At 55.4% G+C, this 12,056-nt stretch carries 11 protein-coding genes; 2 read left to right on the plus strand and 9 right to left on the minus strand.

Annotated elements, in window-relative coordinates; all coding sequences use genetic code 11:
- Positions 1-9: 9 nt before the first annotated feature.
- From IEY46_RS25510 to IEY46_RS25550, 9 genes are all read right to left on the minus strand, one after another.
- A complete protein-coding gene (locus tag IEY46_RS25510) occupies positions 10-1,335 on the minus strand; it encodes an extracellular solute-binding protein (protein ID WP_188996513.1) in 1,326 nt (441 codons plus the stop codon).
- On the minus strand, positions 1,332-2,156 hold the full coding sequence (locus tag IEY46_RS25515) for an alpha/beta hydrolase family protein (protein ID WP_188996515.1): 825 nt from the start codon (positions 2,154-2,156) through the stop codon (positions 1,332-1,334). The genes IEY46_RS25510 and IEY46_RS25515 overlap by 4 nt, the downstream gene beginning before the upstream one ends.
- Positions 2,157-2,160: 4 nt before the next feature.
- A complete protein-coding gene (locus IEY46_RS25520) occupies positions 2,161-3,021 on the minus strand; it encodes a class II fructose-bisphosphate aldolase (RefSeq protein ID WP_188996517.1) in 861 nt (286 codons plus the stop codon).
- 15 nt (positions 3,022-3,036) lie between these two features.
- Positions 3,037-4,470: a xylulokinase gene (locus IEY46_RS25525; protein ID WP_188996519.1), complete on the minus strand. Its 1,434-nt coding sequence runs from the start codon at positions 4,468-4,470 to the stop codon at positions 3,037-3,039.
- A 6-nt stretch (positions 4,471-4,476) separates the two neighbouring features.
- Positions 4,477-5,217, minus strand: a complete 741-nt coding sequence (locus tag IEY46_RS25530; protein WP_188996520.1) for a 6-phosphogluconolactonase — start codon at positions 5,215-5,217, stop codon at positions 4,477-4,479.
- Between the two features lie 8 nt (positions 5,218-5,225).
- Positions 5,226-5,522, minus strand: coding sequence for a Dabb family protein (locus IEY46_RS25535; RefSeq protein WP_188996522.1), 297 nt, complete (start codon positions 5,520-5,522; stop codon positions 5,226-5,228).
- Between the two features lie 2 nt (positions 5,523-5,524).
- The gene (locus IEY46_RS25540; protein WP_188996524.1) at positions 5,525-6,385 is read right to left on the minus strand and encodes a sugar phosphate isomerase/epimerase family protein; all 861 of its coding nucleotides are present in this window, start codon (positions 6,383-6,385) and stop codon (positions 5,525-5,527) included.
- Positions 6,386-6,443: 58 nt separating this feature from the next.
- A complete protein-coding gene (locus tag IEY46_RS25545; protein WP_188996526.1) occupies positions 6,444-7,490 on the minus strand; it encodes a Gfo/Idh/MocA family protein in 1,047 nt (348 codons plus the stop codon).
- Between the two features lie 218 nt (positions 7,491-7,708).
- The gene (locus IEY46_RS25550) at positions 7,709-8,446 is read right to left on the minus strand and encodes a GntR family transcriptional regulator (RefSeq protein WP_188996528.1); all 738 of its coding nucleotides are present in this window, start codon (positions 8,444-8,446) and stop codon (positions 7,709-7,711) included.
- Between the two features lie 259 nt (positions 8,447-8,705).
- On the opposite strand from IEY46_RS25550, the gene IEY46_RS25555 reads away from it, so the two are divergent.
- Both IEY46_RS25555 and IEY46_RS25560 read left to right on the plus strand, forming a co-directional pair.
- Complete coding sequence (locus tag IEY46_RS25555; RefSeq protein WP_188996530.1) at positions 8,706-10,490, plus strand: DUF5693 family protein; 1,785 nt, start codon at positions 8,706-8,708, stop codon at positions 10,488-10,490.
- 14 nt (positions 10,491-10,504) lie between these two features.
- The gene (locus tag IEY46_RS25560) at positions 10,505-11,893 is read left to right on the plus strand and encodes a glycoside hydrolase family 26 protein (RefSeq protein ID WP_188996532.1); all 1,389 of its coding nucleotides are present in this window, start codon (positions 10,505-10,507) and stop codon (positions 11,891-11,893) included.
- Positions 11,894-12,056 lie beyond the last annotated feature (163 nt).

Here is a 12,056-nt window from a genome sequence, read left to right on the forward strand (position 1 = left end):
CGTTGACTCTTAGTCCTTATATTTCTCTATCATCTTGCGCGTCTCGGCATCCGCGTCCTTGAGCGCTTGCTCGGCCGTCTTGCTCCCGGTTAACGCGGTTTGCAGCTGTACCTGCATCATCGCGGACCACTCCTGATACCAAGGCACCTGCGGACGGACAACCGCATTCTCGGCCTGCTTCAGCACGACATCGTAGCCCGGCATATTCTCCTTCAGCTCCGGTTTGTCAAAGACGCTTTGGTAGCCGGGGAAGGTACCGACATAATTGGTCTCGACCATCAGATTCATCGTGCCCTCAGGTCCGCTCATAAATTTGATGAATTCCCATGCCGCTCCTTTGTTTTTGGAGCCGTAAGAAATCCCTTGCACCCAGGATCCGATGGTCGTGGCGCTTTTCTCGTTCGTACTTCTGACAGGCAGCAGCGACATTTCGCTTTGCCCGATGATTTTGGATTTTTCCTTGTCGTTCAAGGAAGGAAGCGGGACGCCCCACTGGAATTCGAATGCGGTGTTGGCTGTCTGCATAGCTTCCTCGACATCGCCTTCCGAGTATTGCAGTGAGGAAGGATCGACGATTTTATGCGTTTTGAGCATGTCGACCATCATTTGAAGCGAAGCTACGGTTTTCTCGTCGGTAAGTTTGACATTTCCCTGGTCATCAAAAATCTGGCCGCCCATCGAAGCGACGATGGCATAGAAATCGACCATGAGCGCTTCGTGCTGCATCCAGCTCCAGGAAGAACCGTATTTGACGATTCCCTTCTCCTGCAGGTCACGGCTGACTTGAATGAATTCGTCCCATGTAACCGGTGGCTTCTCATAGCCGGCTTTGCTGAGCATCTCCTTGTTATAGGCGAACGACTTCCAGGAGGATTCCATCGGAAGCCCGTAATAGTGGTCTTTGTATTTGATCAGCTTGTCGGCGAAGGGCATAATATCGTTTTTTAGCGCAGGGTCAGCTTCCAGGAATTCGTCGACCGGCAGCATCCATCCGGCTTCGACGAATTTGGCCAGATAGATATCGTCCACGAAAACGACGTCGTAGGCTGTTCCGCCGCTCAGCATGGAGTTCGTCGTCTTCGATTCAATGTCGCCATATCCCATGGTTTCCCCATTCACGATAATACCGGTTTTGTCCTCAAACTCCTTCCGGCGTTTCTCGAAAGAAGCTGCCATGTTGGAATGGAAAATCGTCCTTATCTCCGTTCCTGCATAAGGTTTGTCCTTGTCAACGGCTGTTGTATCCGGATCGGTTGTTTGTGTCTTGGCCGAGCATGCTGTCGTAACGAACGTAACCGCGGCCAGCGCCAGTGCTATCATCTTTGTCTTTTTCATTTTGAAAACCCTCCCGTTATCGTATCATCGTTGCATCGCCTGTGGCATTGCTTGAGAAACCATTCAATAATCAGGGAAAACAGCTGTTCTTTGAAGCGGACACCGCTGAATAGATGATCGGCCTCATCTATCGTCTTGCGCTGCGCGCCCAGGGCCTCATAGGCGTAAGCGTTTTCAGGCGCAACCTCTTGATCGCCGGTTCCGTGAATCACCAGCGCAGGGATGGCTGCGCTGCGGAAGGCAACGAGCGGATCAAGGTTGTTCAGGCTGTCCATGAAGCCGGCCCCTACCGGCCATCCCAGCCAATCCATCCAGCCGTACCTGACAAGCTGGGCACGATGCTCCGCCTGGAAGAAGGTCGGGAAGACAAGGTGGGGGAAAGCGACCGGAGCCAGCAGCGCCAGCGTACTGATGTCCGGATGTGCTGCGGCAAGAGCCGCCGCATAAGCGCCGCCCAAACTGAATCCGGCAATTCCGATCCGGCGCCGGTCAACCTGATCGAGGCTGCGCAGCAGGTCCAGGGCGGAAGCGGCGTCATCCAGGCCGCTGCCTATCGTGAAGTCGCGGAAATCGCCTTCACTCTCCCCGAGCCCGCGATAATCGAAGCGGACAACCGCGAAGCCCGCATGCGCAAGGCGGGTTGCCAGCTGCACATGCATATTATGCGGGCCTGTCGCCGTATCCGCGAAGCCCGGAACAAGGAGGATGCCCGGCAGGGAATGGAAGGCGTTCCTGCCGGAGTCCGGGAGATGGATCCGGCAGGATAGCGCCGAATTACCGATTAGTCTTTCCGATGTGCGAACCTCCATGGAATTTGCCATCGGTTCAGGCTTTCCCGGCGCTGCCCCAGATACGGATTTTGTTCTCAGCCGCTTGGCGGACTGCCTGCCGCATACCGCCAAGCAGATGTGTAATGTTATCCGAATCGGGTTTCTGACGCAGACGCTCCCGGATGGAATCTGCTGCGGTCCTGGACAGCTCCGCATAGAAATTGATTTTGCACATGCCGCTCTCCACCAGCTGCCCGTAAGTCTCTTGCGATAATCCCGAGCCTCCGTGTATGACCAGCGGTACCGGTGTGGCTTCGCGGATTTCCTTCAGTCGGCTGAAATCGATGCGCGGCTCGCCTTTCAATAAACCGTGCACGGTCCCGACGGAAACCGCCAGACAATCGATACCTGTTGCTTCAGTGAAAACAGCCGCCACATCCGGCTCCGTGTAGATCGGCTCGTCGCCGATCTCGCGGTGCCCATGATCGCCTTCATGGCCGGCTACGTACCCGAGCTCGCCTTCGACGGACACGTCGAAAGCCCGGGCAAGCTTGACGACTTCGCGGGTCACCGCGATATTATCGGCAAGAGGCAGATGCGCCGTATCGACCTGCACGCCGGTGAAGCCGAGGCGTATCGCCTGCGCGGCCATTGCAAGGTCTGTCCCGTGGTCAAGATGCAGGGCGACGGGCACGGAAGCCTCCTCAGCCAGGCGGACCAGGCTGGGAGCAAGCGCCTTCATGTTCACGTAGTCGAAATGGACGGCTGCGGTGCTCAGAATAACGGGTGCGCGCTGCGCTTCTGCCGCAGCGAGTATGGCTTCGGCAAATTCCAGATTGATCAGATCAAAGGCTCCAACGGCGTAATGGCCTTGTCTGGCTTGGCTCAGCATATCGTTCATATTGACGAGTGCCATTTTGTGTTTTCCTCCTTATGGCTTCAGACGCTCCTCCAGCTCGCAGAAACGTGCGAAATGGGAAGCGTAAATGGTTTGTTTGGACAGATCGGGATTATATTCGATTCTGTTCCCAGCTACTCGCATCGGTTCGCTATTTCTATAACGGTACGCTGTCATGGCAGCCCCGAGCGCAGTCGAGTCCGGTTCGGCCAAGGCTGACAGTCGAAGGCCAAACACATCGGACTTGATCTGGTTCCACAGTCCGCTGCGCGCGCCTCCGCCGCTAACGACGACGGTGTGCACAGGGTAGCCGGAACGCTCCAGCAGCGTTATTCGCTGACGCAATGCCAGCGCCACGCCCTCCAGCACCGCACGGGCCAGATGCCCCGGCGTATGTCCCATATGCAGGCCGACGAACGCCCCGGGCCTGCCCGGATCATCCCGTTCTCCTCCGGCCAGATGGGGCAGGAACAGCAGATTGTCCGCACCCGCGGGTATGCCCGAAGCTTCGTCCAGCAGTTGCCGGTGCGTCCTTCCGAACAGCCCGGCGACCCAATTCAGGGCGGCTCCCGTTGTGTTAATGCCCACCTCTGCGATCCATGCTCCCTCTTCCACATGAGGATAGGTATTGATGGCATAGTCAGAGACGGGATGGGGAATTGCCATATGCAGGCAAGTCGATGTTCCGCTGACATCGAAGAGGACGCCTGCTTCCGCAGCCTGCGCGCCGTAAACGGCGCACAGGCTGTCGGCGGCTCCATTGACAACGGGAATGCCGGCCGGGAAGCCCGTTGCCGCTGCAGCTTCTGCCGTCAACATGCCCAGCGATTCGCATGATGGCACGATGTTTGGCCAATGGAGCTCCTTCAGGCCGAGCCGCTCCAGCCAGTCCCATGCCCATTCGCCGGCGTGAATATCGAAAGCCAGCGTGCAGGCGGCGTGTGTGGGATCCGTCGCGATCGTACCGGTCAAATGCCAGCCGACCGCATCCCGGGGTTGAAGGATGGCACTGCCAGGAGCGAGTGATTCTGGGTCATGCTCCAGCAGCCAGAGCAGCTTCGGCAGCACATAGAAGGGGCTGGGCGCTTCCCCGGTCCGGCGGTGAATCTCCGCCGCGCCGAATGTGTCGATCAACAGCTCGCTTTCGCGGATGGCGCGGTTATCCTGATAGATATAGCCGGTATGAAACAGCTGACCATCCGGACGCAGAAGCGTGAACGAGGGGCATTGCCCTGTGAGGCCGATTGCGCGAACGCTACCAATGCGTTCGCCCAATTGATCCGCGAGAGCCCTCATCGCAGCGACCGCTCCGTCCAGCCATTCGGTGGGCCGCTGCTGCGCCTGCGCGCCTTCTGAATATTCCGTGTGCAGCGCGCAGCGCCCTTCGGCAATCGTTTCTCCGCGATCGCTGAAGGCGACCGCCCGCACGCCCGAGGTCCCAATATCCACGCCTACGTAGATCGACATCCGTTGTTATCCCTGCCTTTCGGACGAAACAAGCAGCTTCGCGGCTTCCTTGTCGGCAAGCACGGTCAAATTTCCGGCCTCCTGCAGAAATGAAGCGGGCACAGCTGACGTAACAGGTCCATGCAGCGCTTTCAACAGCGATTCTGCTTTCGCGGAACCGGAAGCCATCAGCAATATCCGCTTCGCGGATAAAATATTGGCCATGCCGATTGTCATGCCATACTGCGGTACCGCGTCACTCCAGTATTCGTAATTATGATCCAGCGTTTCATTTGTCAGTGCCACAATCCGGGACCGGGTTGCAGGCAGCGAGCCGGGTTCATTAAAGCCGATATGGCCATTGCGCCCGATGCCTTCCACAATCAAATCCATGCCTCCTGAGGTCTGGAGCAGCCGGTCGAACCGCTCGCAGGCGAGCTGAGGCTCGGGATCCTCGCCGCTCATTCGAAATACCCGATCCTGCCCGATACCGCAAGGCTCAAGCAGCTCGCGTTTGAGCCAGGCGTACAGGCTGCGGCGGTCATCTGGAGGCACCCCGAGATATTCTTCGGTCGAGAATACCCGTATATCTTGTAAAGGCAACCGGCCTTCGCGATAACGCGCGCACAGCCGCTTGTATAAGCCCATCGGCGTGTTGCCTGTCGTTAAACCAAGCGCCGCAGATGGTTTATCGGCAATGACGGAAGCGACGATATCCGCCGCCGCATCGCTCATTTCCTCGTATCCATCAACAATGATCAGCTTCATATGCAACCTCAATCTTCCAGTCTGTAATCGATTGTAATGCGGTCTGTCGCAAGGGGCCGGAAATAATCGTCCGCATAAGCGACATGGATGGGGTGATGCTTATAAAGCTCGATTACGCTTTCATCCTGAAAATCCACGGCCAGGTTGTAACGGTAACGTGCGTCGTCCTTGACGGCTGTTCCAAAGGAGAACCGGGTGACACCGGGAATTTGCAACAGCTGCTCCCGGCCTCTTGCGATAACAGCCAAACATTCCTCGTTGGTCGCGTCTTCGCGAATATTGAACACAATAAGATGCCGAATCATTGTCATTGCTCCTTCTTCGATCGTCTGAGGGCTTCGGTCCATTGCGCAAGCACATAATTCCGTGAGGATGCGATCCGATCTTCCTTCAGATGTTCCAGGATTACGGGTCCTTCATAACCGCAGCCGACTAATAAATCCATAAACAGCGGATAGTCGATTGCCCCTTCGCCAGCGCCAAGCCAACTGAAATGACCTTGCGGATCGGGCCGGCAATCTTCGGCATGCACCAGGCCGATATACGGCGCAATGCGGCGGAACATATCGGCAAGCACCAGTTCCTGCTCATTGAGGGTGACTCGGGTCAGCATGCCCACCGGATCGGCGATCAGTTTGACATTGCTTTGGCCAATCCGCTCCATCAGCTCAACTGCCCGCGCGGGCGAATAGGCCACGTTCATGACATAAGGCTCCAGCGCCAGCTCGATTCCCTGATCGCGCGCTTCTTGGGCAAACGGTTTCAAAGTGTCCACCAGCAATGCCATTGCCTGCTCGGTGGAATTGGAGGGGTCCCATTCCCATTCGCTCTGGGGATGAAATGTGCCTGTTTCCGTACAGAGCATCGGGACTCCCGTCTGCTGGCAGAGCCGAATGAGACCGGAGAACTGGCGGTGAATGGCGCTCCGCTGCCTGTCGTCGGGATGAAGCAAATTGCTGTATCCCGATACGGCTGTAATGACCACCCCGGCTTGGCTGAATGCGTTGGCAATGCGTTTGCAAACAGCAGGCGAGGGATTCTCGAAGTCGATATCCAAGCCCGGATAAGAGCTCAATACGACACTGTTCAAGTTAAGCCCGGCGATTTTGAAGGCCAGCTCCTCAATGGTATCGGCCGCAACATATTCCGTAAAAACACCCAGGTTCAAGTTGTTCACTTCCTTTCGCGGGTAAAGGGCTCACCGGTCGAACTTGCGAGTCGGAGGCTTAGAGATCAAGCGGCTTGGGAAATACGGATTCCACGCCGACTTTTCTGCCGGTCAGAGCGGAACGGTGTGTAGCCTCCATAATTTCCAGCACATGTACCGCATGCTCGCCCGACATGAGCGGCTTCTTGCCAGTGGCCAGGCATTCGGCGATGTAACTGCCGCCGCCATCCCAGGCATAACTTCCCTGATCCTGGCACTGTCTTTCCCATTGACCCGGTGCGCCGCCCATAACACGGACTCCGCGAGGTTCCCAATCGAAGCCTTCCAGAGCCAGCGCGCCTTTCGTGCCGATGATCTGCACAGACCAGTCCTCCATTTGGTTACCGTAAACAAAACCGGTTTGCACAACGGAAAAGACGGCATTTCCATGGTCAAGTATGAGTGCTGTGTTGTCATCAGCTTCGACGGTGATCGCTTCGCCTTCGACGACACGTTCGGGAATGGCGATGCCTGACATGGCTACGACCGATTTGGCCGGGCCCAGCAGTCCCGTCAGGGTGGTGATGTTATAAACGCCAAGATCGAACAATGACCCGCCGCCTTTTTTGTAAAACCATTGGCCCCATGAAGGACCCCCGGTTCCATAAATTCCTTGAGCGGTAAATGGTTTGCCGATTGCTCCCGATTCGATCATCTCCGACATATATCGGAATGCAGGGGATGCCGGCGTATTCGGAGCCGACCACAGTCCCAGTCCCTGCTGCTTTGCATAAGCGACAAGCTCATGCGCCGACTTCAGTTCGGTTGAGATCGGTTTCTCGACCCAGACATGCTTGCCTGCTTCCAGCGCGAGCCGGCTGTATGGCTCGTGAAACGGCATGGAAGTCAAATTGACAAGCAAATCAAAAGCTTCTTCTCTAAGCATCTGTTCGAAATCTCCGTAATAACGCTCGATCTCGTAAGTGGCCGCAAGTTCCTTGGCTCGTTCAATCCGGCTGTCGCACACGGCGACGACTTCGGCATACTGATTATTTTTCTTCATGTTCGGGATGTAGCAGGTTGCAACATTTCCACAGCCCACCACAGCCACACGCACTTTGCTCATTGTTGTCCCTCCGTTATCGATCCGATGCCCGCTGCAGACGGGTTAAAATTGATACGTACGTTTCATTAGGTCATCCGTACAAAAATATTATACATCTGTACCTATAAGTTGGCTAGTCCCGTTTTGAAAAAATGTTTAATCTGCGCAAAAAAGCCTCCGAATCCGGCTCAACATCGGCTGGATACAAAGGCTTTAGCAGGTGAAAAAAGGGGGGCAGGTTATACGCGGAACAGCTCCACGAAGTAACGGCACCGGTCCCCGCGTACGATAGATTGGGAAAGCTCCACGCGGCTGTTATTGTTCAAATAACCGATCCTTTCGATATACAGAGCCGGCGCACCTACCGGAACGTCCAGCATCCGCGAAGCGAAATCATCCACAAGCACAGGCTCGAAATAATCGACGACATGGTCCATCTTAATCTCATATTTCTCTTCGAATAACGAATACAAGGACTTGGTTTGCTGCACTTCCTCCTGCGTGAGGCGGCCGAAGTGGCGCTGCGGCAAAAAGGTTGTCTCCAGCATGATCAGCTCCCCGTCAACCAGACGCAGACGTACAAGCTTGATGACAGGCTCGCCTTCGTCCAGATCCAGCTTTTCTTGAATGGCGGGCTTTGGCAGCACCCATTCAAATTCGATGATCCGATGCTCGGGATTCAGTCCGCGTTCGATCATATCCTGCGAGAAGCTGTACAAATTACGCAGCTTCGTTTCGATTTTCGGTTTGTTCACAAAGGTCCCCCGCCCTTGCTGGCGGACGAGCAGGCCCTGGTGCACAAGCTCTGTGACTGCCTGCCGGACTGTAGCGCGGCTGACCGAATAACGGTCAGACAGGACGGTTTCGGTCGGTATGGCTTGTCCCGGCTTTAAATCGCCGTTGCGGATATCCTCTGCGATAATCTGTTGAATTTGAACGTAAAGCGGAATTTTCTGTCCTGAACGTAATTTGTTCATACAAATTTAATCCATCCTTTCTCTCTCTAATATAGGTACGAATGTCCGGTTCTTTAATTGTAGCATGTACGCATGAAAAAGAAAACAGCTGCTAAAGGGAACGAAAAGACTGGATGTAAGGAGCCATGGTGTTATCTGATGAGGGGCAAATGAGGCTTGGAAAACGAGATTGCTGATTTTGATAGCGATTGATAACGTGATGATCGGTATGTCGTACTATGTTATAATGGGCATAATTTTGTATATTTGAGGTGTGGTTTTGACAAAAAAAGCAAAAATAATCGCATTTATCCTAATGATTGTTTCGGTAATCGGCTGCTTGCCGCTGCTTGCGGAGCGTTGGCAGGCCGAGCACAGCGACAATAAAGTGGAGTTCGCCGTTCCGGGAGCCTGGATTCTGGGGCCGGACGGTAAAGTTGACATCAATCAGGCGAAGCGCTGGAAACAGGGGGGAGCGACAACCGTCATGCTGGACAACTCCTCGCTGCCGGCGGATTCGCGAGGCCTGGATGGCCAGCTGCCGGAGACTTACCGGGCAGCCGCCGCCGCTTTGCGTCAGGAAGGACTGCAGGTGACGGCTTATGTCCGCCCGGAGGCTGTTCCAGTGAATGAGCCGCAACTGGACGAAATGTTCCAGGGGCTCTTCGAAGCAGGCATTGACCGCGTTCAATTCGCAGGGATGGAAATTCCGGGATACCCGGATCAACTGAAGCCTCTTGGCCTCGCTATTTCCGGACATGGGCTGCATTCCGTTCTGGTGAAGAGCCAGAAGGGGGCTTTGGAGCTTTCGCGTCAAAGCGATTATATGTCCATCCGCAGCTTGTTCTTTGATAGGCCAAAGCTCAGCGCCATGAACGTCAGAGAGGCGGCGGATGCCTTTGAGCTTGGCGTGCGCGAACGCGGGATTAGGCTTATTACCTTCATGCCTGGAAGCTCCGGCGAGGGAAACGCACCGGATGGCGATGGCGGCGTATCTTCCGCCGCGTATGAAGAACATGCGGGGAACATCATAAAAGCTCTGCGCACGGAGCTTGGCGAAAATTACAGATTTGGCGGTGCAGCGCCCATATCGACACTTATGGAAACGCCAGGAAAGCTTGCGCGGATCCTCCCGGTTATGGGGATCGGCGCTTTATTTCTGCTGCTGGGCAGCTGCCTGTTCGGCTTTTTGTCCAGAACGATGCAGGGTGCCGTTATCATCGCGGTAACGGCTGCCACGGTTCTCTTAACGGCAGCCTGGTTGTTCGCTCCCGATCCCTGGGCAGGACGGACCCAGAGCGTTATCGCCCTTTGGGGTGCCATATCGGCCCCAACAGCCGCAGTGCTGTGGCTGCGCGAGCGGTTGAAGCGCCGCCATGACTCCCGGTTATCAGACGGGCAAAGTGGTATGGGGCTCCTTTCGGCCATTGCGGCTTATATCGGTGCATTGGCGATCACTTCAGCTGGTATCGTCTACGTGACCTCGCTGCTAAGCGATATTTCCTATTTGGCATATGTGGATCTGTTCCGCGGCGTCAAGCTGCTCTATGTCGGTCCAATCGCGTTGATTACCGCTTGTCTGCTGCTTGACGGCGGTTGGCAGGGCATGCGTTCCAAACCAAGACCATCCTTCCCGGCTGCAGGCGGAGCATCCGGCCGCCGGAGGATTTGGCTGGGCGGAACGGTACTGCTTGCCGTCGCTGCGCTGCTGGTCTTCCTGCTGGTCCGTACAGGCAACAGCGACCTGGTGCTTCCTTATGAAGGAGAGCTGCGGCAGCTGCTGACAGACTGGTTCGGCATTCGGCCGCGGACGAAAGAATGGCTGATCGGCCATCCGCTGCTCATGGCTGCCGCCTGCCTGCTGGCTTGCCGGAATAGAGGTGCTGTTATTCTTCCTGTTGCGGCCATCGGATTGTGCTCGATGATGAATACCTTTACGCATCTGCATTCCCCGCTTGCCGTGTCCTTGACCCGTTCATGGACCGGCGCTCTGTTCGGCGGCCTTATCGGGCTTACGATTTATCTCCTTTTATTCAGACGGAGCGACAAACCATACAGATACTAGTAGGGGGATAAACTGTGATAGAAATAAATATCAAGCGCCGTAGAAGATCGGTCTGGCTGTGGATTCTGTGCGGAGTGGTCATGCTGATCCAGTTGGCGATGTTCGGTTATGTCGGGTACAACCAGTACCGTGTCGTTGACAAGCAGGACTGGACCATTCATACCCGGCTCAGTGGTTATCCGCTGGCTAAGGCCGAGCCGGTCGAGGGCGTTTATTTGGGCGGTTATGTGCTGCAGAACCCATCCATCGATTTCAGCATGAAGACGTTTAATGAACGGACAGGACGGCCTCATGCCAGCTTTTTCAAATATGTCGGGTATGGCAAGCCGTTTCCGGCCAAATGGGTGGAACAGGTGAAATCCGTCGGGGCCGTGCCGCATATTGCTTTTGAGCCCAATGGAGGGCTTGACGAGGTCCAGGATAATGCGTATCTGCAGCAATTCGCCGATGAGGCAGGCAAAGCCGGCGTGCCGGTCTTTATGCGCTTCGCCTCTGAAATGAACGGGACCTGGACAGCTTACAGCGGCGATCCCGTCAAGTATATCGAGAAATGGAAACTGGTGCATGGCATATTCGAGGAACGGGCGCCCAATATCGTCATGACCTGGGCGGTGCTGTCCGTTCCCGAGGAAACCGTCGAGAGCTTCTATCCCGGCGACGACTACGTCGACTGGGTCGGAGTGAACGTGTACAGCGTTAAATACCATAACGACAGCCGGCTCCACGCCGCGGATTTTGAAGATCCGCTCGATTTGCTTAATTTTGTTTATGACCGCTTCAGCCGCACCAAGCCGATCATGGTGTCGGAGTATGGCGCGACCCATTATACGGTTACGGACGAGAAGACGGACAACGGGTTTGCGGCGGACAAAATCAGCCGTTTCTATCAGGGGCTGCCGGACAAATACCCGCGCGTGAAGGCTGTCTTTTATTTCGATGTCAATAATACGGCCGAGTACAACGCAAAGCGGAGGATCAATGATTATTCCGTCACGACGGAGAAGGAAGTGCTGGCCGCATACAGCGGGGCGATAAGCCGTCCGGAATATCTGGAAAAGGTAGAGCCTGCGAGCGTTCAGGGCACCAGCGCGGACCAGACCTTCACCTACAGAGGCCTGATCTACGGGAAGGACGGCGAGATTTTTGCCGATGAAGCCTTCTATACCCGGACGCTTGGTCTAAAGCTTGAGAAGGATGGCGGTTCTGTTAAGGCCGGCAAGGACGGACAATCCGTTCAAGTAAAGTCCAGCAAGAAAAGAATCTGGGCAGGCTATCATTATATCAATTATCTTCCACGCTACCGCAGCGTGACGGCGCTGCCGCTTAAAGAGACCCTGGAGCCGCTTGGCTATCGGGTGGAAATCACAGATCTGGATGTATACGTCGAGCCGCCTGCGAGCTGAATGTCTCCGGGATGATGGCGGCTATACATAACTAGGGTGTGAAATAAGGGCATGGAACCTGATTGGGTTTCATGTCTTTGTTGTTTAATGGGGAAGCAGGGAAAGTTCCGGTTCAGCAGCTCCGCCGCCGGGGTATAGGATGCTAAAGAAACCGGAAATGGAG

This window comes from Paenibacillus nasutitermitis, from assembly GCF_014641075.1.
Classification (GTDB): Bacteria; Bacillota; Bacilli; order Paenibacillales; family Paenibacillaceae; genus Paenibacillus_Z; species Paenibacillus_Z nasutitermitis.

Excerpts from the sequence above, each read along its gene's own strand:
- IEY46_RS25510 (WP_188996513.1), bottom strand. The coding sequence starts at position 1,335 with ATGAAAAAGACAAAGATGATAGCACTGGCGCTGGCCGCGGTTACGTTC.
- IEY46_RS25515 (WP_188996515.1), bottom strand. The coding sequence starts at position 2,156 with ATGGCAAATTCCATGGAGGTTCGCACATCGGAAAGACTAATCGGTAAT.
- IEY46_RS25520 (WP_188996517.1), bottom strand. The coding sequence starts at position 3,021 with ATGGCACTCGTCAATATGAACGATATGCTGAGCCAAGCCAGACAAGGC.
- IEY46_RS25525 (WP_188996519.1), bottom strand. The coding sequence starts at position 4,470 with ATGTCGATCTACGTAGGCGTGGATATTGGGACCTCGGGCGTGCGGGCG.
- IEY46_RS25530 (WP_188996520.1), bottom strand. The coding sequence starts at position 5,217 with ATGAAGCTGATCATTGTTGATGGATACGAGGAAATGAGCGATGCGGCG.
- IEY46_RS25535 (WP_188996522.1), bottom strand. The coding sequence starts at position 5,522 with ATGATTCGGCATCTTATTGTGTTCAATATTCGCGAAGACGCGACCAAC.
- IEY46_RS25545 (WP_188996526.1), bottom strand. The coding sequence starts at position 7,490 with ATGAGCAAAGTGCGTGTGGCTGTGGTGGGCTGTGGAAATGTTGCAACC.
- IEY46_RS25550 (WP_188996528.1), bottom strand. The coding sequence starts at position 8,446 with ATGAACAAATTACGTTCAGGACAGAAAATTCCGCTTTACGTTCAAATT.